Source organism: Streptomyces sp. col6, from assembly GCF_008042035.1.
Classification (GTDB): Bacteria; Actinomycetota; Actinomycetes; order Streptomycetales; family Streptomycetaceae; genus Streptomyces.
This window is the reverse complement of sequence record NZ_RDBL01000029.1, coordinates 779,449-802,015: the sequence shown is the minus strand read 5'-3', so window position 1 is coordinate 802,015 and position 22,567 is coordinate 779,449. Positions and strand designations below refer to the sequence as shown.

Annotated in this window: 17 protein-coding genes; 10 read left to right on the top strand and 7 right to left on the bottom strand. The window is 74.3% G+C overall.

Translation table 11 applies throughout. The annotated features are described in order from the left end of the window. A complete protein-coding gene (locus EAO73_RS33035; RefSeq protein ID WP_147975140.1) occupies positions 1-1,035 on the bottom strand; it encodes an AfsA-related hotdog domain-containing protein in 1,035 nt (344 codons plus the stop codon). A gap of 213 nt (positions 1,036-1,248) precedes the next feature. On the opposite strand from EAO73_RS33035, the gene EAO73_RS33030 reads away from it, so the two are divergent. Next, entirely contained in the window at positions 1,249-2,673 is a 1,425-nt protein-coding gene (locus EAO73_RS33030; RefSeq protein ID WP_147975139.1) for an MFS transporter, read from the top strand. A 93-nt stretch (positions 2,674-2,766) separates the two neighbouring features. Beyond that, positions 2,767-3,711: an AIR synthase-related protein gene (locus EAO73_RS33025; protein ID WP_224756545.1), complete on the top strand. Its 945-nt coding sequence runs from the start codon at positions 2,767-2,769 to the stop codon at positions 3,709-3,711. Between the two features lie 6 nt (positions 3,712-3,717). On the opposite strand, the gene EAO73_RS33020 is transcribed toward EAO73_RS33025, so the two are convergent. Next, positions 3,718-4,149, bottom strand: a complete 432-nt coding sequence (locus EAO73_RS33020) for a hypothetical protein (RefSeq protein ID WP_147975137.1) — start codon at positions 4,147-4,149, stop codon at positions 3,718-3,720. Positions 4,150-4,306: 157 nt separating this feature from the next. Between EAO73_RS33020 and EAO73_RS33015 the strand changes: the two genes are divergently transcribed. Next, positions 4,307-8,191 carry a hypothetical protein gene (locus tag EAO73_RS33015; RefSeq protein WP_147975136.1) on the top strand — a complete coding sequence of 1,295 codons (3,885 nt, stop codon included), beginning with the start codon at positions 4,307-4,309 and terminating at the stop codon, positions 8,189-8,191. Between the two features lie 7 nt (positions 8,192-8,198). Here the strand turns inward: EAO73_RS33015 and EAO73_RS33010 are convergent, their stop codons facing one another. From EAO73_RS33010 to EAO73_RS33000, 3 genes are all read right to left on the bottom strand, one after another. Further along, a complete protein-coding gene (locus EAO73_RS33010; protein ID WP_147975135.1) occupies positions 8,199-9,398 on the bottom strand; it encodes an NAD(P)/FAD-dependent oxidoreductase in 1,200 nt (399 codons plus the stop codon). Positions 9,399-9,524: 126 nt separating this feature from the next. After that, positions 9,525-10,469, bottom strand: coding sequence for an RNA polymerase sigma factor SigJ (gene sigJ, locus EAO73_RS33005; protein ID WP_147975134.1), 945 nt, complete (start codon positions 10,467-10,469; stop codon positions 9,525-9,527). A 57-nt stretch (positions 10,470-10,526) separates the two neighbouring features. Beyond that, positions 10,527-11,927: an FAD-binding oxidoreductase gene (locus EAO73_RS33000; RefSeq protein WP_191134308.1), complete on the bottom strand. Its 1,401-nt coding sequence runs from the start codon at positions 11,925-11,927 to the stop codon at positions 10,527-10,529. 132 nt (positions 11,928-12,059) lie between these two features. On the opposite strand from EAO73_RS33000, the gene EAO73_RS32995 reads away from it, so the two are divergent. The 4 genes from EAO73_RS32995 to EAO73_RS32980 all read left to right on the top strand — a co-directional run bounded on the left by EAO73_RS32995 (position 12,060) and on the right by EAO73_RS32980 (position 16,229). Next, positions 12,060-12,950, top strand: coding sequence for a DUF2797 domain-containing protein (locus EAO73_RS32995; protein ID WP_147975133.1), 891 nt, complete (start codon positions 12,060-12,062; stop codon positions 12,948-12,950). A gap of 13 nt (positions 12,951-12,963) precedes the next feature. Continuing rightward, a complete protein-coding gene (locus EAO73_RS32990; protein WP_147975132.1) occupies positions 12,964-13,839 on the top strand; it encodes an amidohydrolase family protein in 876 nt (291 codons plus the stop codon). Between the two features lie 76 nt (positions 13,840-13,915). Next, on the top strand, positions 13,916-14,653 hold the full coding sequence (locus EAO73_RS32985) for a response regulator transcription factor (RefSeq protein ID WP_147975131.1): 738 nt from the start codon (positions 13,916-13,918) through the stop codon (positions 14,651-14,653). A 4-nt stretch (positions 14,654-14,657) separates the two neighbouring features. After that, complete coding sequence (locus tag EAO73_RS32980) at positions 14,658-16,229, top strand: sensor histidine kinase (protein WP_147975130.1); 1,572 nt, start codon at positions 14,658-14,660, stop codon at positions 16,227-16,229. Positions 16,230-16,245: 16 nt separating this feature from the next. Here the strand turns inward: EAO73_RS32980 and EAO73_RS32975 are convergent, their stop codons facing one another. After that, a complete protein-coding gene (locus EAO73_RS32975) occupies positions 16,246-16,986 on the bottom strand; it encodes a class I SAM-dependent methyltransferase (RefSeq protein WP_147975129.1) in 741 nt (246 codons plus the stop codon). 129 nt (positions 16,987-17,115) lie between these two features. On the opposite strand from EAO73_RS32975, the gene EAO73_RS32970 reads away from it, so the two are divergent. The 3 genes from EAO73_RS32970 to EAO73_RS32960 all read left to right on the top strand — a co-directional run bounded on the left by EAO73_RS32970 (position 17,116) and on the right by EAO73_RS32960 (position 21,624). Beyond that, a complete protein-coding gene (locus EAO73_RS32970; protein WP_147975128.1) occupies positions 17,116-17,973 on the top strand; it encodes an MOSC domain-containing protein in 858 nt (285 codons plus the stop codon). An 82-nt stretch (positions 17,974-18,055) separates the two neighbouring features. After that, entirely contained in the window at positions 18,056-19,417 is a 1,362-nt protein-coding gene (locus EAO73_RS32965; protein WP_224756544.1) for a bifunctional glycosyltransferase family 2/GtrA family protein, read from the top strand. Then, on the top strand, positions 19,414-21,624 hold the full coding sequence (locus EAO73_RS32960) for a glycosyltransferase family 39 protein (protein ID WP_147975127.1): 2,211 nt from the start codon (positions 19,414-19,416) through the stop codon (positions 21,622-21,624). The genes EAO73_RS32965 and EAO73_RS32960 overlap by 4 nt, the downstream gene beginning before the upstream one ends. 15 nt (positions 21,625-21,639) lie before the next feature. On the opposite strand, the gene EAO73_RS32955 is transcribed toward EAO73_RS32960, so the two are convergent. Further along, the gene (locus EAO73_RS32955) at positions 21,640-22,503 is read right to left on the bottom strand and encodes an endonuclease/exonuclease/phosphatase family protein (RefSeq protein WP_147975126.1); all 864 of its coding nucleotides are present in this window, start codon (positions 22,501-22,503) and stop codon (positions 21,640-21,642) included. Positions 22,504-22,567 lie beyond the last annotated feature (64 nt).

Below are 22,567 nucleotides of genomic sequence, written 5' to 3'. Positions count from 1 at the left end.
TCAGTAGTCCTGGACCACGCAGGTGCGGGCCTCGGCGACCGCCCACCGCTGCTGGGTCAGCGTCAGGGTCACCGGCACCGAGGGCCGCCCCTCGGCATCCCGGTCCAGCGGCCCGGCCACCGCCACGCAGCGCAGCGGCAGCGCGCGTTCCGCCTGCCCCCGGAGGTGCACCTGGCAGGCGCCGAGGGTGCTGCGCTCCGGGTCCAGACCGTGCGCGCGGCCGGCGGTGAGCAGCGAGCTCTGGCGCAGCGCCTCCAGCAGGTGGAGCCCGGAGAACTGGCCCTCCTGGCGCCCGTCCGTGACGTCGAAGACCGGGCTGACCGGCGCGGACAGCACCCAGGTGCTGATCCGGCCGCGCGAGGCGTCCACGGGCTCGCTGATCACCACGTTCTCCCCGGCGGACCGGCCGACTTCGGCGGCACCGGCCGGGCGCGGCGGGGCGTCGGGGGCGTCGTTCAGCTCGGGCACGGCGCGCATCGCCTGCCGGGCGTGCGCGACGTGCTTGCGGTACAGCTTCGGCATCAGGAAGACCATCCCGGCCGCCCCGGTCCCGCACGGCCGCCCGTCGATCCGTACGTCGAGATGGAAGTCGAGCCCGCGCGGGACTTCGGCGACCACGTTGGCGGGCCGGGCCCTGATCCGTGTCTCCATGACCACGCCCCGGCCGCCCGCCGGGTCCGTGCGCCAGGCGGAGAGGTCGGTGAGGTCGAGGGAGAAGCGGTAGAAGAGGCCGGGACGTTCCCCGGGCACGCCGAAGTAGCGGTGGCCGACGAGTTCGCCGACGTCCCGCACACCGGCGGTGGCGATCTGGAGGTCGTGGAAGCGACCGGGGCCGTCGTTGAAGAGCGGATGGGCCACGGGGGTGTCGCCGACGAGGGTGAAGTGCTCCTCACCCAGGCTCGGCGCGTCCAGGGTGTAGGACGACCGGGCGGCCGGGCGGTGGATCAGGTGCTGGGCGGCCCCCGCGTTCCCCGCAGCCGCTGTCGCACGTCCGTGGATGGCGGGAGCCGAGGTCATGCGGTTGTCGACTGTCATGTCCCTCCCCTTCTCTCAGCACATGGTGGAGTCCCTGACAAGCCCCGGCCACCCGTCGCCGATGGCCACAAAGTGCATGGCAGGAAGGTGCGTTCGGCAGGGGAGCGGGGCTTAAGCGGCGCCCATGGGCGGGGCGCGATGCTGTGCCCCGACAGCCCCGCCGAGGGACATCCCCCGCGCCCTCGGCGGGGCTTTCCCGAGGGAGGCACCGCGATGGCCATCACCGACACCGACGGCGACCGTTCCGCCCCGCCCGCACCGGCGCGCGCCGGCGGACCGAGCCGCCGCGTGCGGCTCGGCTACGCCTCGGGCTCGCTCGTCACGGGCACGTTCACCACGCTGCCGGGGCTCCTCCTGCTCCCGTACCTCACCGACACGCTCGGCGTCGGCGCCGCGCTGGCCGGGGCGATCGTCTTCCTGCCGAAGGCGTGGGACGTCGTCCTCAACCCGTTCGTGGGCCGCGCCAGCGACCGCACGCGCACCCGCTGGGGCTCCCGCCGCCCGTACGTGCTGTGGGGCGGGCTCGTCATGGCCCTGGGCTTCGCGCTGACCTTCGCGGGACCGCTGCCGGGCCCGGCCGGTGCCTGGTTCACCGCCGCCGGCTACCTCCTCACCGCGACCGCCTTCGCCTTCTTCCAGGTCCCGTACGTCGCCATGCCCGCCGAACTCGCGGACCGCGAGGAGGACCGGATGCGCCTGGTCGCGGGCCGGGTCGCGGTGATCGGCGTGGCGGCCCTGGTGACGGGGGCGGCGGCACCCGCCCTGGTGGACGCGGGCGGCGGCGGCCTGGCGGGACACCGGTACGCCGGGGTGTTCGGCGCGGTGGTGGTCGCGACGGGGGCGGTGTGGGTGTGCGCGGGGACCCGTAGGGGGGACACCGGGAGCGCTCCGGCGTGGGCGGGGACCCGTACGGGGAGAGCCGGAGCCGGTACGCCGGACGCCACGTCCCGTACGGGCCGGAGCACCGCACCCGTCGTCGCGTCGCAGCCCACCCTGCGCGAGCAGTTCGCCGCCGCGCGCGCCAATCCGCCGTTCATGGCACTGCTGCGCTGCGTGGTCCTCCAGTCCGTCGCCACCGGCGTACTCCTCGCGGGCGCCCCGTACTTCGCCGACCACGTCCTGCACGACTCCTCCGGGGTCGGCCCGCTGGTGGCCGCGTTCGTCGCGCCGAACCTGCTGACCATGCCGCTGTGGTCCCGGCTGCGCGGCCCGCGCGGATACGCCCTGGCCTCCGCGCTGTTCATCGCCGGCTGTCTGCTCTTCCTGGCCTCGCCGGTGCTGCCGCAGGGCGCGGTCCTGGTCACGATGGCCCTGGCCGGCACCGGCCACGCGGGCCAGCTGCTCTTCCTGTACGCGATGCTGCCGGACTGCGTCGCGCGGGACACGGCCCGGACCGGCCGCCGCCAAGGGGGCGTGCTCTCCGGGGTGTTCACGACGGCGGAGGGCCTGGGCGTGGCCGTCGGCCCGTTCCTCTACGGACTGGTCCTCCAGCTCACCGGCTATGTCTCCTCCGGCACCGGCGACGCCGCCGCACAGTCCCTCACGGCCCGCGTCGGCATCCTGGCCGGCTTCGGCGCGCTCCCGGCGCTGGCCGCCGTCGCGGCGGTCCTCCTGCTGCGCGCGTACGACCGCCCCTAAGTAGTCCCCCTAGCCCACAACACGGGTAGGCGCGCTCGCGCGCCCGCAGCATGATGGGCACGGTCGTGACGCGCGCATCGGGGGGTGGCTTTCGTGACCTACACGCGGGACCGGTACACCACGCAGGTCGGCTTCGGCCCGGACGTGCGCGAACTGATCACCCGGGCCCTCGCCCCGCAGGAGCCCGGCCTCGTCGTGAGGACCGGGACCTACGTCGTCGACCCGCCGTTCTTCGGCAACGGGGACATCGGCCGGGTCGCCGTCTGCGGTGCGGTCAACGACCTCGCGGCCACCGGCGCCGACCCCCGCCACCTGGCCCTCGGCATCGTGCTGGAGGCCGGGCTGCCCCTCGACCTGGTCCACCGGCTCACCGCCTCGGTCCGGGAGGCCGCCGCCGAGGCGGGGGTCACCGTCGCCGCCGTGGACACCCAGGTCGTCCGCGCGGGCGAGGCGGACCGGGTCTACGTCACCGCGACCGCGTTCGGGGAGCGCGGCGGGCCCGCGCTCGGGCCGGACCGCATCCGCCCCGGCGACCGCGTCGTGGTCACGGGCCCCCTCGGCGACCACGCCGCCCATCTGGTCTCCCTGCGCGACGGCCTCGGCTACGAGCACCACGTGCCCAGCGACTGCGCCCCCCTCAACGGCCTCCTGCGCGAGATCCGGGCCGGCCTGCACCACGCCCGCCCCGTCGGAGCCGGCGGCCTCGCGGAGGTCCTGCGCCTGAGCGCCGCCGCCCGGGGCCTGACCGTGCGCGTCGACGAGACCGCGCTGCCCGTGCGCCCCGGGGCCCGGGTAGCGCTCGCCACCCGGGGCCTCGCACCGCTGGACGCGGCCTGCGCGGGCTGCCTGTGCCTGTTCGTCCCCCCGGAACGGACGGACACCGTGCTCGCCGCGCTGCGCGCCCACCCCGGGGGCCGTCACGCCGCCGTCGTCGGCGAGGTGACGGCCGACCCCCTGGGCGACGTCGAGTACGTCACCCCGGACGGCCCCCACGCCCGGACACCGAGCGCGGGGCCGCTGCCGGAACGGCTGCTGTGAGGCGGGTCAGCAGGGCTTGATCTTCGCGAAGGGCGACCAGTTGATCGCGTGGCCCTTGTTGTCGGCGGCAACCTTCAACGTGGTCCCGTCCGTCCGGGTGAACACGCCCTTGACGCCGCCGGTCTGGTTGTTGATGTAGGCCCCGCTGCCCTCCCAGTAGCTCAGGTCGTACGTGTCGCACCGCTCGAAGCGGTCGACCCGCCACTTCTTCCTGGCCGGGTCCCAGACGGAGGTGCACAGGGAGCCCTTCTGGCACGAGATGAGGCCCTCGTCGTTGTAGATCGGGGCGTGGCCCGTGCCGGGGGAGACGCCCGGTGAGTTCGCCTTCACCGAGACCGGGACCGGGGCCGCCGGCAGGGCCTCGGCCTGTGTGACGGCCAGGGCGGCGACGGCCGAGGCCATCACGGCCGCCGCGCCGAGAGCACGCTTCATACGCATGAGTTCGGGTTCCCCTCTGCTGGTCACGGACGATGCGATGTCGCTCGTCCCGATGCCGAGTCTTCGGCGGCGCGGAGTTGTCAGGCGAGCCCCTCTCATCACTCCGGACAAAGCCCGGCATGCTGGTCGGGCCGACGACGGACGAGGGGGAGCCGCTGTGGGACGACGCGAACGTGAACTGGACCCGGCCGAGGGGCCGGTGGCCCGGTTCGCCCTGGAACTGCGCAAGCTGCGCGACGAGGCCGGGCCGCTGACGTACCGGCAGATGGCCTTACGGGCGCACTACTCCACCACCACGCTCGCGCAGGCCGCCGCCGGGGAGCGGCTTCCCTCGCTGCCGGTGGCCCTGGCCTACGTACGGGCCTGCGGGGGCGACGAGGAGCACTGGGAGCGGCGGTGGGTCGAGGCGGAGGACGAGGCGACGGCGGAACGCCTCGCCGCCGACGGGGACGACGCCTCCGCCCCGTACCGGGGTCTGGCCCGGTTCGAGACGAGCGACAGCGGCCTGTTCTTCGGCCGCGACCGTGTCATCGCCCCACTCGCCGCCCTCGTCGCCGAGAAGCGGTTCACCGTGCTGTGCGGCCCCTCCGGCAGCGGGAAGTCGTCCCTGCTCCGGGCCGGCCTGATCCCCCGGCTGCGCCGGCCCGGAGCGGAGCCCGCCGGCCGGCCTGCGGTGATCCGGGTCCTCACCCCCGGCCCGCGCCCGGCGACCGCGCACGCGGAGGCCCTGTCCACCGGGGCGGCGGGCGGCCCGGCGCTGATCGTCGTCGACCAGTTCGAGGAACTGTTCACCCTGTGCGCGGACCCCGCCGAGCGGGCCCGGTTCGTCGACGGGCTCCTGGACGCGGCACGGTCCGGGCACGGGCACCGCGTACTCATCGCGATCCGCGCCGACTTCTACGGCCATCTCGCCCAGGACCGCCGCCTCGCCGACGCGGCCGGTGACGGCGCGCTCCTCCTCGGGCCGATGAACCAGGACGAGCTGCGCGAGTCGATCACCGGGCCCGCCGCCGCCCGCGGCCTGCTCGTCGAGCGAGCGCTGACCGCCCGGATCATCGACGAGCTCGGGGAACAGCCCGGCAGCCTGCCCCTGATGTCGCACGCCCTCCTGGAGACCTGGCGCAGGCGCCACGGCCGCACCCTCACCGAGGCGGCGTACGTGGCCACGGGCGGACTGGCCGGGGCCATCGCCCGTACCGCCGAGGACTGCTACGAAGGGCTCACCCCCGCCCAGCGGGAGACGGTCCACCATGTGCTGCTGCGCCTGGTCACCCCGGGCCTCGGCACCCAGGACACCCGGCGGCCCGTCACCCGGGCCGAACTCGGCGTGCCCGTCGGCGAGGACACCGAAGCGGGCGGTGATGTGGCCGTCGTCCTGGAACGCCTCGGCCGGGCCCGGCTCGTCACCCTCGGCCACGACACCGTCGACCTCGCGCACGAGGCGCTCCTGACCGCCTGGCCCCGGCTGCGGGGGTGGATCGACGAGGACCGCGAGCGGCTGCGGCTGCACCGCCGGCTCACCGAGGCCGCCGCCGGCTGGCAGGAGCTTGGCGGGGATCCCGGTGCGCTCTACCGGGGGGCGCGGCTGTCGGCGGCCACGGAGTCCTTCGGTCCGGGCCCCGCCGATGCCCGCGCGCTCTCCCCGCTGGAGCGCCGGTTCCTGGCCGCGAGCACCCGGGCGTCGGCGCGCGAACAGCGCACCCGGCGGCTGCGCGGCGGCGCGCTGTCGGTCCTGCTCGTGCTCGCGCTGCTGGCGAGCCTGGTGGCGTGGCAGCAGAACCGGCAGGGCGAGCGGCGCCGTGTGGAGGACGAGGCCCGGCGCATCGCGGGGGTGGCCGAGAGCCTGCGGCTGTCCGATCCGGTCACCGCCATGCGCCTCGGCCTCGCCGCCTGGCAGGTGGCCGACCTCCCCGAGACACGCGCCGCGCTGCTGGCGGCGTCGGCGCAGCCGGAGCAGGGGCTGTTCACCGACCCCGACACGAGCGGCGACACGCTGCGGCAACTCAGCGACGACGGAAACACGTTGCTGAGCATCGGCCGGCAGGACGTCGTCGAGTGGGATGTGCGCACGGGCCGGGAGCGGCGCCGCCTGCCCGGTGTGGGGGAGGCCCTGGACCGGGTCGCCCCGGTGCGGGGCGACGGGCCGCGCGTCCTGGAGTTCTCCGGGGGCACGCCGCCCGCGCTGCGGGTCACCGTGCGCGGCCTCGCCCCCGGCGCCACGGGCGGGCCCGCGCCGACGGAGGTCGTCGGCGGTGCCACGACCGGGGCGGGCGGACGCCTTCTCGTCACGTACGAGCCGGTCTCCTCGCCGGGACGGGGAGTGCGGAAGGAGCGTGCGACGGTCCGTGACGCGGCAACCGGTGCGGTGCGGCTGGCCCTTCCGCCCCGGCCCTGGCGCGAGCCGCGCGTCGGGGAAAGCCTCACCGGGCCCGAATCCGCGGTACTGGGCACCCGGCGCGGCGCGGAGGGGCGCGGACTGCCGTTTGTCCAGGAGGTGTTCCTCAGCCCGGACGGCAGCCTGCTCGCCCGGTGCCTGCCCGGCGAGCCGGTGCAGCTGTGGGACCTGGACCGCCGGCGCAGGCTCGTCACGCCGTGGGCGCCCACCGTGCCGGGTGACCGGTGCGTGAACGAGGCGGTGCGCTTCACCCCCGACTCCAAAGCTCTCGCGCTGACCGACGGGGACGGGGTGCGTACGTGGGACGTCGCCACGGGGCGGGAACGGCGCCTTGTCGGGCAACCGGGGCTGGCAGAGGTCCGGTTCAGCCCCGACGGAAGGTTCCTCGCGGCCGTGGACCACGAGAAGCTGTACGTCTGGCGGGTGGACGATCCGGGCGGCGATCCGGTGTTCCGCTACGCGCTCGGCGGTGAGGAGGCGGCGGAGCTGCGCTTCGACCTCGCGACGGGCAGCCTGAGGTATCTGGCCGGTACCCGTAACGCCCGCGGGTGGCCGAGGACCGTGCGCACCCTGGACGTGAGCAGCGTCCTGGCGCCGGGCCGGCAGCACGACCCCGCGATGAACGCCGAGTTCAGCCCGTCCGGGACGTTCCTGGCCGTCGCCCGTGGGCAGGGGGACCGGGCCGGCTTCCGGATCCGGGATCTGCGCCCCGGCGGCGGCTGGAGCGAACTGCCCTCTCTGCCGTGCCCGGCGGTGAAGGGGTGGGAGTACGGCTGCCAGGCGTTCCTGGCGTTCAGCCCCGACAGCCGCACGCTGGTGTACGGGACGGACACGGCCTCGGCCGGAGGCAGCTCCACAGCACCGCCCCGCGTGGTCTTCTGGGACATCGCCCGGCGCCGCGTCACCGGGAGACAGGACCTCGTCCTGCCCGGGAAGGCGGGCCAGGCGGGGCTGGGTACCGTCGCCTACACCCCCGACGGCCGGTCGCTGCTCCTGGTCCAGCCCCCCGCCATCGGCACGACGTACCTCTGGGACCCGCGCCGCCGCGAGACGGCCGGTTCATGGCCGGGCGCCCAGGGGCACACGGTGGCCACGGCCCCGGACGGCAGCCGGTTCGTCACCTCCGACGGACAGGTCGGCGAGCTGCGGGGCGCCGGGCCGGGCGCCGTCCGGCGCATCGACGAGGCTCATGCCGTGGCCTTCAGCCCCGATGGATCGCTGCTGGCCGCCGGGGACGGGGCCGGCCGCGTCGTGCTGTGGGACGGGCGGGCGGGACGCCGTCTGGGCGAGCTGAAGGACAGGGGCCCCGAGGCTCCCGGGACGGTCGTCTCGCTGGCCTTCTCGCCGGACTCCCGCCTGCTGGCCGTCGGCGGCAACGGGTCCGTGGAGGTGTGGGACATGGCCTCGCGCACACCGCTGGGTCCGCCGCTGGCCACGGGCGGCGAGCCCGCCATGGCGCTGGGCTTCGGGGCGGACGGGACGACCCTGCGCGTCGCGGGACGCCATGTGGACCTCGCGACGTACCGGACCGATCCGGGTACGGCGGCGGCCACGGTCTGCCGCCGGGCGAACGGCCACCTCCCCGAGGCGGCCTGGCGCACCTACCTCCCCGATGTACCGTTCGCCCGGGGCTGCCCCGACGCGTGACCCCCGCTCACCGCTGCTCGGCCACCACCGCCACCGTCGCGGGCTCCGGCGCGGCCACCGGCCGGCGGCGGACCGGCATGCCCGCGGTCGGGTTGGCGACGCCCCACGCCGCCCCCTTGCAGATCAGCTCCTTGTAGAGCGCGGCGGCCCGTCCCCTCAGCGTCGCCCGGACCGCGCGGTCGTCGGCGGTGACGTACTGGATCAGGCCGTCCTTGCGGCCCAGCGAGACACACTGGTTGAAGTAACGCAGCGGTGTGGCGGGGACCTTGGTGCCGGTGAGGCGGGCGGCGATGGCGTCGGCGGCCTGCCAGGCGGTGGGGACGCCCGAGGCGCAGGACATCCGCAGCGGCTTGTCACCGGGTCCCGCGACGAGGGCGGCGTCGCCGATGGCGTACACGTCGGGGTGCGACACCGAGCGCATGGTCGCGTCGACCACGATCTGACCGTTGTCGGCCGTCTCCAGCGTGCTGGCCGCCGCGAGCGGGTGGACCGCGAAGCCCGCCGTCCACACGGTGACCGCCGCCGGGATCGAGGTGCCGTCGGCGGTGGTGACGTGGCCGTCGCCGACCTCGGTGACGGCGGTGTGCTCGTGGACGGTGAGGGAGAGCCGGTCGCAGACCTTGCGGACGTGCGCGCGGCCCGCGGGCGAGAGCCAGTCGCCGAGTTCACCGCGTGCGGCGAGGGCGATGTCGAGGTCCGGGCGGGCCTCCGCGAACTCGGTCGCCGCCTCCAGCCCGGTCAGCCCGCCGCCGACGACGAGCACGGACTGTCCGGGTGCGAGGGCGGCCAGCCGGTCGCGCAGCCGGAGCGCACCGGGGCGGCTCGCGATCTCGTGGGCGTGCTCGGCGGTGCCGGGGACGCCGTGGGTGTTCCAGGTGCTGCCGAGGGCGTAGACAAGGCTGTCGTACGCCAACTCCTGCTGGCCGTCAGCGTCCTGGACGGTGACGGCCCTGCGGTCGGCGTCCACGGCGGTGACCCGGCCGACCTTCAGCTCCACACCGGTGCCGGCGAACATCTCCGCGAAGGGGCGGGGCTTGAGCTCCTGGCCGGCCGCGAGCTGGTGCATGCGGACGCGCTCGACGAAGTCGGGCTCCGCGTTGACGAGGGTGACGCTGACGTCCTCGCGGCGCAGCCGCTTGGCGACGCGGCCCGCGGCGATGGCTCCGGCGTATCCGGCTCCGAGGACGATGATGCGGTGCTGCTGCATGGTGCCTGCTCCTGTCTCGGGCGGGTTCGCCCCTGCGGGGTGGTTTCTCGCCCCTTGAACCGGGCAGCCCGCGTTTTCCTGACAGAAGACATATGTGACCTGGGTCACATGGCGTGCGGAGGGTGCTCAGAAGGCCGTGAGCAGCGGCTTTCCGTGGTCCATGGCCGCCCACTGCCGGGTCGCCCGCTCCAGCTTGTCCGGGTTGACCTGGTTACGGAAGGAGGCGATGCCCTCGGGGGTGACCTCCACGCACATGACGCCGATGACCTGGCCGCCGACGGCCGCCACGACGGCGTGGGAGCCGTTGGCGGTCGTGAGGTACAGGTCGACGGAACCGCCGGTCATCGCCGTCTTCGCCTTGCCGGGCTTGAGCAGGCCGCGCATGAACGTCGCGACGGCCTTCGCGCCCTCGAACGCCTTGGCACGGGCCGGCACCTTGCCGCCGCCGTCCCCGATGGAGATCGCGTCCGCGGTCAGCAGCTCCACCAGCGGTTCGGTACGGCCGCCGGCGGCGGCGAGCAGGAACTCCTCGATGACCCGGCGGGCGGCGGCCTCGTCCACCTGGGCGCGCGTCCTGCCGTCGGCGATGTGCTTCCTCGCCCGGTGGTAGATCTGCTGGGCGGCGGCCTCGCCGATGTCCAGGATCTCCGCGATCTCCCGGTGCGGATGGCCGAACGCCTCGCGCAGCACGTAGACGGCCCGTTCGTTCGGCGTCAGCCGCTCCATGAGCGTGAGCACGGCGTACGAGACCGACTCCCGCTGCTCGGCCGTGTCGGCGGGGCCGAGCATGGCGTCCCCGCCGAGCAGGGGCTCGGGCAGCCACGCGCCCACGTACGTCTCGCGGCGGGCGCGGGCGGAGGTGAGCTGGTTGAGGCAGAGGTTGGTGAGGACCTTGGTCAGCCAGGCCTCGGGAACCTCGATCCGCCGGATGTCGGCGGCCTGCCAGCGCAGATACGTGTCCTGCACGGCGTCCTCGGCCTCGCTCGCGGAGCCCAGGAGCCGGTAGGCGATGGCCTCCAGCCGGGGCCTGGCCGCCTCGAACCGGTCCACGTCCTGCACGGTCGGGTTCATGCCCCGGATTTTAACGCCCGGTGGCGGGGACGGTCCGGTGGTGCGGGGCCCGTGGTCTCACGCGGTGGCGGGCGCGATGTTCTGGTTGGCCCGGAAGAAGTTCTCCGGGTCGTAGGAGCGCTTGACGGCTGCCAGGCGCTCGTAGGTGGTGCGGTAGGTGGAGCGCACGCGGCCGGCGTCCTCGGCCTCGCCGAGGAAGTTGACGTAGGCGCCGCCCATGGAGTGGGGGTGCAGCTCGGTCCAGTAGTCGACGCACCACCGGCGGATCGCTTCGGCGTTGGCCGGGTCGGGGTCGATGCCCGCGATGACGCCGGACCACAGGGCGTCCCGGTAGGCCCACGGTGTCGCGTCGGCGGGGACCCGGTGGGCGGCGCCGTCCACGGGGTACAGGTGCATGGTCGACAGGCCGGTGGGGAGGGAGCGGCCGTACTTCTCGTGCACCTCGACCGCCGCGTCGGAGACCGCGTCGAAGAAATCGCCGCGCCAGTACCACTGGAGCCCCTTGGGGATCAGGCCGTCGAACATGGACTGGAGCGCGGGGTAGGGCATCGGGGCGGTGAAGTGGAAGGCCGGCGGCGCCGGCTCCTCGACGGCCGAGAGGGCCTCGCCCAGCCGGCCGTCCGCCGCGAGGCCGCCCGTGCCGCACCAGACGACGCCGCACATCTTCCGCCCGTGGATCTCCTCCGGGAACGGAGGGGCCGGCGGAATGGTCAGCAGGGCGAAGAACCCGTAGAGGTCGTCCGCCGACGCGGGCAGGAACTCGCGGTACCAGCGCAGCACTTCGGCCGTGCGCTCGACCGGCCAGACGGTCACCCCGACGCCGACCGTGTCCACCGGGTGCAGCCGGTAGGTGAACGAGGTCACCACGCCGAAGTTGCCGCCGCCGCCCCGCAGCGCCCAGAACAGGTCGGGGTGGTCCGTCGCGGAGGCAGTGACGAAGGTGCCGTCGGCCAGGACGACGTCCGCGGAGACCAGGCTGTCGATCGTGAGGCCGTACGCCCGGGTCAGATAGCCGTGGCCGCCGCCCAGTGTGAGGCCGCCCACGCCGGTGGTCGACATGATCCCGGCCGGGACGCCCAGGCCGAAGGTGTGGGTGGCGTGGTCCAGGTCGCCGAGCCGGGCGCCTCCGCCCACCTGGGCCGTCCGTGCTTCGGGGTCGACGCGCACCGAGCGCATCGGCGAGAGGTCGAGGGTCAGACCGCCCTCGATCAGGCACAGGCCCGGCCCGCTGTGTCCGCCGCCGCGGACGGCGAGTCCGAGCCCCGCGTCCTGGGCGAAGGCGAGGACCGTCCGTACGTCCGCCACGTCGGCGCACCGGGCGACGGCGGCGGGGCGGCGGTCGATCATGGCGTTGTACAGGCTGCGGCTCTCGTCGTAGTCCGCGTCCGCCGCGGTGGTGACCGTCCCCCGCAGGGCCGTGCGCAGCCCGTCGAGGGCGGTGGTGTCGATGGTGGTCATGGTGGAACACCTCTGAGGGATCCTGGGAGCGGACCCACTCCTTCCAGTGTGACGCAGATCACATCATGTTCCCAGGTGTGGGACCGTTGCCGGGTTCGCAATCGTCCGTACCCAGAACCAGGGAGTCCGCGCATGGACTGGCAGTGCACCGACCTCCGCTGGCCCGAGGACTCCGGCGGCCCCGCGCTCGGCTGGCGCAAGGGGCGGCGGACACGGGCGAGCGCGCTGGCGTACGGGACGGAGTTCGGCTTCCGGGCGGCCGGTGAGCGGCGCTGCTCCGGGGCCCGGGACAACGCCTGCCCGGTGGCCGCCGTGGTCCCCGCGTCGAGCACGGGCGGGCGCTGCCCCGAGTGCGGGCGGCTCGACCGGGCGCACTCGGTGGCCGCCGACACGATCCCGGACGACCCGCGTACGTACCGGGTGTACCTGGCGTGGTTCGGGCCCGGCATGGTGAAGGTCGGGATCACCGCGGAGGAGCGGGGCGAGGCGCGGCTGCGGGAGCAGGGGGCGGTGGTCTTCAGCTGGCTGGGGCGCGGCCCGCTGATGGCGGCGCGCCAGGCCGAGGAGGTGCTGCGGGCGGCGCTCGGGGTCCCGGACCGCATCGCGTACGCGCGCAAGCGGGCGGTGCGGGCGGACCTCCCGGAGCCGGCGGAGCGGGCCGCCGAGCTGGCCGAGCTGTACGGGAAGGCGGCGGTGCTGGAGGGCGGCGGCGGGCCGGCGGTGCTGGAGCGGCTGCCGTTCGCGGCGGTGGACCACGCGGGGATCTTCGGGCTGGAGGCGGCGTCCGGGCCGGGGCCGGTCCGCGCGGTGACCGGTCTGGCCGACGGCGGCACGGTCGCGGGACGGCTGGTCGCGGCGGCCGGCCCGGATCTGCATCTGGACACGGGCGCGCAGGGGATCGTCGTCGTCGACACCCGGCTGATGACCGGCTGGTCGCTGGCGGCGGCCGGTGCGGGTGCCGCCGGGGTGAGCGTGCCGACCGTCGCGGTGGGGGGCGCGGCGGCGCAGGACGGGCTGTTCTGAGAGGGTCGGCCGCATGGGTGACGATCACGACGACGTGGTGCGGTTCCGGCAGCGGCTCGGGCTGCCCGGACTCATCGACGTCCACACGCACTTCATGCCGGAGCGGGTGCTGCGCAAGGTCTGGGCGTACTTCGACGCGGCGGGTCCGCTGACCGGCCTGGAGTGGCCGATCACCTACCGGCACGAGGAGGACGAACGGCTCGCCCTGCTCCGCTCGTTCGGCGTTCTGCGCTTCACGTCGATGCTCTACCCGCACAAGCCGTCCATGGCCGCCTGGCTCAACGCCTGGGCCGCGGACTTCGCCGCCCGCACCCCCGACTGCCTGCACACCGCGACCTTCTTCCCCGAACCGGAGGCCGGGCGCTACGTCCGGGAGGCCGTGGAGGCCGGCGCCCGGGTCTTCAAGGCACACCTCCAGGTCGGCGCGTACGACCCCGGCGACCCGCTGCTCGACCCGGTCTGGGGGCTGCTCGCGGAGGCGGGCATCCCGGTCGTGACGCACTGCGGCTCGGGCCCGGCGCCCGGCGCGTACACCGGCCCGGACCCCATCGCCCGCGTCCTGGCCCGGCACCCCCGGCTGCCGCTGGTCGTGGCCCACATGGGGATGCCGGAGTACGCGGAGTTCCTGACGCTCGCGGAGACGTACCCCGAGGTCCGGCTCGACACGACGATGGCGTTCACCGACTTCACGGAGGCGTTCACGCCGTTCCCGAAGGCGGAGCACGGCCGGCTCACGGACCTCGGCGACCGCATCCTGCTGGGCACGGACTTCCCGAACATCCCGTACCCGTACGCCCACCAGCTGCACGCCCTGGAACGACTGGGACTCGGCGACGACTGGCTGCGGGCGGTCTGCCACGACAACGCGAAGGCGCTGTTCGGCGTCTGAGAGCGCCGCTCGCTTTCTCAGGCAATTCACAGAAACGGAAAAGAACTCTCTCAGGGCCGTCCCGGACGGTTGAGGCATGACGACGACCTCGCCCCAGGGGCGCACCGAACTGCTCAGGCCGGACCGCACCCCCGTCCGCGTGCTGGTCGTGGACGACGAGGCCTCGCTCACGGAGCTGCTGTCGATGGCGCTCCGGTACGAGGGCTGGGAGGTGCGCAGCGCCGGGGACGGGGCCGGCGCCGTGCGGGCGGCCCGCGACTTCCGGCCGGACGCGGTGATCCTGGACGTGATGCTGCCGGACATGGACGGGCTCGCCGTCCTCGGCAGGCTGCGCCGGGAGCTGTCCGACGTGCCGGTGCTGTTCCTGACCGCGCGGGACTCCGTGGAGGACCGGATCGCCGGGCTCACGGCGGGCGGCGACGACTACGTCACCAAGCCGTTCAGCCTGGAGGAGGTCGTGGCGCGGCTGCGCGGGCTGATCCGGCGCTCGGGCACGGCGACGGCGCGCAGCGAGTCGCAGCTCGTCGTGGGCGACCTGATGCTGGACGAGGACAGCCACGAGGTGAGCCGGGGCGGGACGAACATCCACCTGACGGCGACCGAGTTCGAGCTGCTGCGGTTCCTGATGCGCAACCCGCGCCGGGTGCTCAGCAAGGCCCAGATCCTGGACCGGGTCTGGAACTACGACTTCGGCGGCCAGGCCAACGTGGTCGAGCTGTACATCTCCTACCTGCGCAAGAAGATCGACGCGGGCCGCACGCCCATGATCCACACCCGGCGCGGCGCGGGATATCTGATCAAGCCCGGTGAGTAGCGTCATGCCCCGCGAGCCCGGCCCGGTCCGCACGCGACGCTCTCGGCGCACGGGCCGGCCGTGGACCCTGCGCACCCGGCTGGTGGTCTCGGCGGTCACGCTGATCGCGGTGGTCGCCGCCGTGATCGGCTCGGTCACGGCTATCGCCTTCCACAGCTACATGTACGGGAAGCTGGACGACCAGCTGCGGGACATCGCGGTACGCGCCGAACGGGTGCCGGGCGGGGCGCCCGTCCCGGGGGGTCCGAAGGACCGCGATCCGCTCGGTTTCATCGGCATGGGCGGCCAGCCCCTGGAGACGTTCGGCGCGCTGATCGAGCACGGTGAGGTCACCGACTCGGCCGTGGTGAAGGACGGCGGGTTCGACGCCGCGGAGAACACCGAACCGCTGAGCACCGCCCAGCGGGACGCCCTCACGGCGGCCGGTGTGACGGCGGACGACAGCGCGCACGACGTCGAGCTGCCCGGCCTCGGCGGCTACCGGGTGCGGGCGGTCCCCGCGAGCGACGGCGGGTCCGTCCTGGTCGGCATCCCCACGGCCGAGGTGAGCCGTGCGCTGAACACCCTGATCCTGGTCGAGGTCTGCGTGACCGGCGCGGGGCTCGTCGCTGCCGGGATCGCAGGCGCGGCCATGGTCGGTGTCGCCCTGCGCCCGCTGCGCCGGGTGGCCGCCACGGCGACCCGGGTCTCCGAACTCCCGCTGCACAGCGGCGAGGTGGCCCTCTTCGAACGCGTCCCGGACACCGAGGCGGACCCGCGCACGGAGGTCGGCCAGGTCGGCGCGGCGCTCAACCGGATGCTGGGCCATGTCGGTTCGGCCCTGGACGCACGGCAGCGCAGCGAGACGCGGGTGCGCCAGTTCGTCGCGGACGCCAGCCACGAACTGCGCACGCCGCTGGCCTCGATACGCGGCTACGCCGAACTCACCCGGCGCGGCCGCGAGGATCCCGGCCCCGACACCCGGCACGCGCTCGGCCGCATCGAGTCCGAGGCGCAGCGCATGACGGGCATGGTGGAGGACCTGCTCCTGCTCGCCCGCCTGGACGCGGGCCGCCCGCTCTCGTACGAGAGCACCGATCTCTCGCCGCTCGTCGTGGACGCGGTGAGCGATGCCCGTGCGGCGGGCCGCACCGCCACCGAACCGCCCCGGCACTGGCGCCTGGACCTCCCCGACATCCCGGCGACGGTCCACGCCGACCCCACCCGGATCCACCAGGTCCTGGTCAACCTCCTGGCCAACGCTCGCACCCACACCCCACCGGGCACCACGGTCACCGCCCGCGTCCTGGCGGCCCCCGGCCACCCCTGGGTCACCCTGGAGATCCAGGACGACGGCCCCGGCATCCCGCCCGCCCTCCTGCCCCACGTCTTCGAACGCTTCGCCCGGGGCGACGCCTCCCGCTCCCGCCACGCCGGCTCCACGGGCCTCGGTCTCGCGATCGTCCAGGCGGTGGTGACGGCCCACGGCGGCGCGGTGGAGGTGCGCTCGGTCCCGGGCGAGACGGTGTTCGCGGTGCATCTGCCCGCGGAGCGGGTCCCGTCCTCCGTGGCGGCGCCGGCCGTTGCCGCCGGGTGACAGCGGGCGGTGGGACCTACGGCTTGTGGGTCACCCAGAGCAGTTCCGCCGGCCAGCGGTGGCCCCAGTCGGGCGGGTCGGTCTCGTTGTAGCCGTTGGGCGTTCCGCGTTCGGGGCGGGGCTCGACCAGGTCGTCGATGACGAGGTCCGCGCCGCGCAGGACCCTGACCCAGTCGCCGTAGGTGAGCTGGTAGCTCGTCGCGCCGTCGCCCTCGGCGATGTGGTCCAGCCCGAAGTAGTCCTGCTGGAGCGTCGTGGTCACGCGGGCGGCGGCTTCGTCGTAGCAGGCCTCGAACCAGGGGCTCGCGACGTTGAACACCAGCCGCCCGCCCCGGCGCAGGACGCGCGCGGCCTCCGGGACGGCCAGGTGCGGGGGCGCCCAGCTGAGGCCGCCGAAGTCGCAGAACACCAGGTCGAAGGCGGCGTCGGCGAACGGGAGCTGTTCGGCGGCCCCCTGCACCAGCGCGTAGCGGGCCGCCCCCATCGCCCCGGCCGCCGCGCCGAGCTGGGCCTCGGACAGGTCGATCCCGACCACGTCGGCACCCTCTGCGGCGAGCGCCCTGGACCACTGACCGGCGCCGCAGCCCAGTTCGAGGACGCGCTTGCCGGTGACGTCGCCCAGGGCGCCCAGCCGCGCGTCGGGCACGGAGTACATGCCCCACAGCCGGGGCGCGGCACCGATCTGCCGGTCGTGCCTGCGCTGGTAGTCGCCGCTGATCCTGTTCCAGAGCCGCCGGTTGGCGGGGATGCTGTCCACGCGCCGACTCCAGCACCGTGCGAGGGGGCCGGTCAACCGGATTGGGCCCGTCCGGCACGGGCCGCCGGGGCGGTGGAGCGGGGGGACCGGCGGTCGCCGATAGTGGTCGTGGAGCGAAGGGGGCACCGCATGGCGCGCGTCACGGATCTGATCTGTTACCCCCTCAAGGGCTGCGCCGGTACGTCGGTGAGCGACGCGGTCCTGACACCGGCGGGCCTCGCGCACGACCGCGGTTTCATGGTCATCAGCGAGGACGGGGTCTTCCGCACGCAGCGCCGGGATCCCCGCCTCGCCCTGATCCGGCCCGCCGTCAGCGCCGACGGGAGCCGGCTCACGCTCGGTACGGCCGACGACGCGGACGGGCACGGTGCGGTGCGCCTCGATGTGACGACGTCCGCCCCGCGCCGTGACGTCGATCTGTTCGGTGACACGTACCAGGGCATCGACCAGGGCGACGACGTCGCCGCCTGGCTCTCGGAGGTCCTCGGCACGCGCAGCCGGCTCGTCCGGGTGCCGCCGGAGCACGACCGGATCGCCGACGGCCTGGTCCCCGGCCCGTCCGGATACGCCGACAGCAGCGCGGTGCACCTGCTGTCCGTCGCCTCCCTGGACCTCCTCAACCGGCGGATGGCCGAGCGGGGCGCCCCGCCCCTGCCGATGAACCGCTTCCGCCCGAACATCGTCGTCGACGGCCACGAGGACGACGACTGGGCGGCCGTACCGCACGCCGAGGACCGTGCGCGCCGCCTCACCATTGGCGGCGCCGAGCTGGGGTACGCCAAACTCGCGGTGCGCTGTGCCGTCACCCTGGTCACGCAGGAGGCCGGGGTGCGGCGGGGCCCGGAGCCCTTGCGTACGCTGGCCGGCTACCGGCGGGCGGTGAGCGGGGGCGTCGTGTTCGGCGCCAAGTTCTCCGTGATCACGCCGGGGAAGCTGTCGGCCGGCGACGAGGTGGCCGTCACGGAGTGGGGCGACGCCGAGCGCTGAGGGCCGGCGTTCCGGAGCACTCACAGACGGGTCACAGGCTCACCACACACCCGTGACAGCGCGGTTGGCGACTGTCGATGGCATGCGAACAGAGACTCCTTGGAGCACCCTGCCGGCCCGGGACCACCTCCTGGCCGGGGTGGGCGGTGCGGCGGGCGCTCCCGTACTCGACGTGGTGGTACCCGTCTACAACGAGGAGAAGGACCTCGAACCGTGTGTGCTGCGGCTCCACGATCACCTGGCGCGCACCTTCCCGTACGCCTTCCGGATCACCGTCGCGGACAACGCGAGCACCGACCGTACGCCCGAGGTGGCGCAGCGGCTGGCGCGCTCGCTGCCGGGGGTGCGGTCGTTCCGGCTGGAGGAGAAGGGGCGCGGGCGGGCGCTGCGTACCGTCTGGACGCACTCGGACGCGCCGGTGCTCGCGTACATGGACGTGGACCTGTCCACCGACCTCAACGCGCTGCTGCCGCTGGTCGCACCGCTGATCTCGGGGCACTCGGACCTCGCCATCGGCTCCCGGCTCGCGCGCAGTTCGCGGGTGGTGCGGGGGACGAAGCGGGAGTTCATCTCGCGGGCGTACAACATCATCCTGCGCTCGTCGCTGGCCGCGCGGTTCAGTGACGCGCAGTGCGGGTTCAAGGCCATCCGCCGCGAGGTCGCGCAGCGGCTGCTGCCGATGGTCGAGGACACCGGCTGGTTCTTCGACACCGAGATGCTGGTGCTCGCCGAGCGGGCCGGGCTGCGCATCCACGAGGTGCCGGTCGACTGGGTCGACGACCCCGACTCCACGGTGCACATCGTGCGCACCGCCACCGAGGACCTGAAGGGCGTGTGGCGGGTGGGGAGGGCGCTGGCCGTCGGCGCGCTGCCGCTGGACCGGCTGGCGCGGCCCTTCGGGGACGACCCGCGCGACCGGGGGATCGGCGGGGTGCCGGGCGGACTGGCCCGGCAGCTGGTCGGATTCTGTGTGGTGGGCGCCCTGTCCACGCTGTTCTACCTGGCGCTGTACTCCCTCTTCCGGCTCGGCGCCGGGCCGCAGCTCGCCAACGGGGCCGCGCTGCTCGTCTCGGCCGTCGCCAATACGGCGGCGAACCGGAGGCTCACCTTCGGCGTACGCGGCCGGGGCGGCGCCGTCCGTCACCAGGCGCAGGGCCTCGTGGTCTTCGCCATCGGCCTCGCTCTGACCGCCGGTTCGCTGGCGGCCCTGGGCGCCGCGTCCGGCTCGCCCTCGCACACCACCGAACTCGCCGTGCTGATCGCGGCCAACCTCGCCGCTACGGTCCTGCGGTTCCTGCTGTTCCGCGCCTGGGTCTTCCCGGACCGCGACCGGGGAAACCCGGGCGTGTCCCCGGCGGCCGCTCCGGTAACCCCCGCGGCCCGCGCCGTCGTTCCCGCACCCCCCGTCGCCGAAACCACCCACGACCTGAGGAACGCCCGATGACCACGCTCGACCCCGCCTACGCGCCGGCCCGGCCGGACACCCCCCCGGGGCACGCTCGGGCCGGCACCTCCCTGCCCCGCCGCCTCTGGCGCGGCCGGTCCGAGGACGCGCCCTGGGTACGCCCCGCCTTCCTGGCCCTGCTGCTGGTCATCACGCTGGCGTACCTCTGGAACCTCAGCGCCTCCGGCTACGCCAACTCCTTCTACTCCGCGGCCGTACAGGCCGGCAGCCAGAGCTGGAAGGCGTTCTTCTTCGGCTCGCTGGACGCGGCCAACGCCATCACCGTCGACAAGCCCCCGGCCACCCTGTGGCCCATGGCCCTGTCGGTGCGGATCTTCGGGCTCAGCTCCTGGGCGATCCTCGCCCCGCAGGTGCTGATGGGCACGGCGACGGCCGGGGTGCTGTACGCGTCCGTGCGCCGCCGGTTCAGCGCCGCCGCCGGGCTGATCACCATGGCGGTGTTCGCGCTGACGCCGGTCGCCGCGCTGATGTTCCGCTTCAACAACCCGGACGCGCTGCTCGCCCTGCTGATGACGGTCACGGTCTACTGCGTGCTGCGCGCGATGGAGCACGGCCGCACGAAGTGGCTGGTCTGGGCGGGGATCGCGGTCGGACTCGCGTTCCTGTCCAAGACCCTCCAGGCGTTCCTGATCCTGCCGCCGCTGGCGGTGCTGTACGCGGTGTTCGCGCCGGTCTCCGTACGCAAGAGGTTCGGGCAGCTGGGCCTGGCCGCGCTCGCCATGGTCTTCGCGGGCGGCTGGTGGGTGGCGGTCGTCGAGCTGTGGCCCGCCTCCTCGCGCCCGTACATCGGCGGCTCGCAGAACAACTCGTTCCTGGAGCTGACCTTCGGCTACAACGGCCTCGGCCGGATCAACGGCGAGGAGACCGGCAGCGTCGGCGGCGGAGGCGGCGGCCGGKGCGGCGGCGGTCAGTGGGGCGAGACCGGCATCGGCCGGATGTTCAACTCCGAGATCGGCGCGCAGATCTCCTGGCTGCTGCCGGCCGCCCTGATCCTGCTCGTCGCGGGCATCTGGCTGACCTGGCGCGCGAAGAGGACGGACACCGCGCGGGCGGCGTTCCTGGCCTGGGGAAGCTCGCTGCTGATGACGGCGGCCGTGTTCAGCTTCATGGCCGGCATCTTCCACCAGTACTACACGGTGGCCCTGGCCCCCTACCTGGCCGCGCTCATCGGCATGGGCGTCACGGTCCTGTGGGAGGAGCGGTCCCGCTGGTGGGCGGGTGCCACGCTCGGCGCGACCGTCGCGGTGACGGCGTACTGGGCGTACGTCCTGCTGGGCCGCACCCCGGACTACCTGCCGTGGCTGCGGACGGCCGTGCTCGTCACCGGCCTCGTGGCGGCGGTGGGGCTGCTGCTCGCGGCGCGCCTCGGGCGTCGGCTGGCGCTGGTCGCGGTCGTCCTGGGCTTCGCCGCGTCGCTCGCCGGGCCGGCCGCGTACACCGTGAGCACGCTGAACACGGGCCACCAGGGCTCGATCGTCACGGCGGGCCCGTCCTCGGGCGGCATGGGCGGACCGGGCGGCGGTGGCGGTGGCCGGGGCGGCGGTCCGGGCGGCGGCGGCCCCGGCGGCATGCAGCCCCCGGGCCAGGGCACCAACCAGCAGGGCACGAACCAGCAGGGCAACGGCATGGGCCGGCCCCCCACCGGCACTCCGCCCGGCCAGGGAACGGGCCAGAACCAGGGCCAGACCCAGGGCCAGAACCAGACCCAGGGCCGGCCCCCCACCCAGACCGGCGGCAACGGCCAGACCGGCCGTCAGCGCGGCACCTTCCCCGGCATGGGCGAACGCGGCGGAGCTGGCGGCATGGGCGGCCTGCTCAACGGCGCGTCCGTCGGCTCGCAGGCCAGGACGCTCCTGGAGAAGAACGCCGACGACTACACCTGGGCCGCCGCGGCCATCGGTTCGCAGAACGCGGCGAGCTACCAACTCGCCACCGAGAAGCCCGTCATGGCGATCGGCGGCTTCAACGGAAGCGACCCGTCCCCGACGCTCGCGCAGTTCAAGAAGTACGTCGAGGACGGCCGCATCCACTACTTCGTCTCGGGCGGCGGAATGGGTGGCGGCATGGGCGGCAGCGGAAGCGGCACCGCCTCGCAGATCTCCTCCTGGGTGGAGAAGAACTTCAAGGAGGTGACGGCGGGCAGCGCCACCTTCTACGACCTGACCCGGCCGAAGACGGACAGCTGAGGCAGGTTCGAAGAGTCAGCGCCGGAGCAACAGGTCGGCGACGACGGGGCGGTGGTCCGAGGCAAGCGTCTCGGCCACCGCCGCGTCGCGTACCCGGACGGTGTCCTTGGAGACGGCCACGTAGTCGATCCGCTGCACCGGGTCCTGTGCCGGGTAGGTCGGCCCGCCCGGCTCGATGTCGGTCAGCTCCTGCCACAGCGGGGCCAGTTCCGGCGCGGTGGGCGCCGCGTTGAAGTCGCCGAGCAGGATCTGCCGCACCGGCCGCCGCTCCTGCTCCCGGTCCTCCGCCATGATCCGCCGCGTGTCCGCGACCTGGACGGTACGGACGGACGGGTCGCCCCGGTAGTCGAGGTGCGTGGCGTAGACGTGGACGGGCAGTCCGCGCACCTTCAGGACCACCTCGCCGAAGCCGGGTGCGGGCGCCGGGACCGGGTTCGGGTCCTGCGTGGAGAGCCGGGTGAGGTCGTGGTTCTCGGCGCTCAGGATCTTGTACCGGGAGAGCACGGCGACCCCGAACTCCCGCCGGGGTCCGCCCTCCTCCACCGGGTCGAGACTGTAGATCGGCGCGAAGGAGACATGCATCCGCAGCCGCCGGCCCAGCTCGCCCGCCAGGTCGCGCCACTGGCTGCGGTCGCCCCAGTGGACGTCGACCTCCTGGAGCCCGATCACGTCCGCGTCCAGGGACCGGAGGGCGGCCACCTGCCGGTCGAGGTCGAAGACGTTGTCCATGCCGGCCCCGGCATGGATGTTGTACGTGGCGACCCGCAGGGGCACCGACGGCCCCCGGCCGTGGTCCGCGGCCGTCGCGGGAGGCGCGAGCGCCGCCCCCAACAGACCTGCGGCCACCAGTACTTCCACCGTTCGACGACGCAGTGACATGTCAATCCTGCTTCCGGGATCCGGGTCGGCATGGGCTGGGCGACCGGCACCGTACCCACGAAAA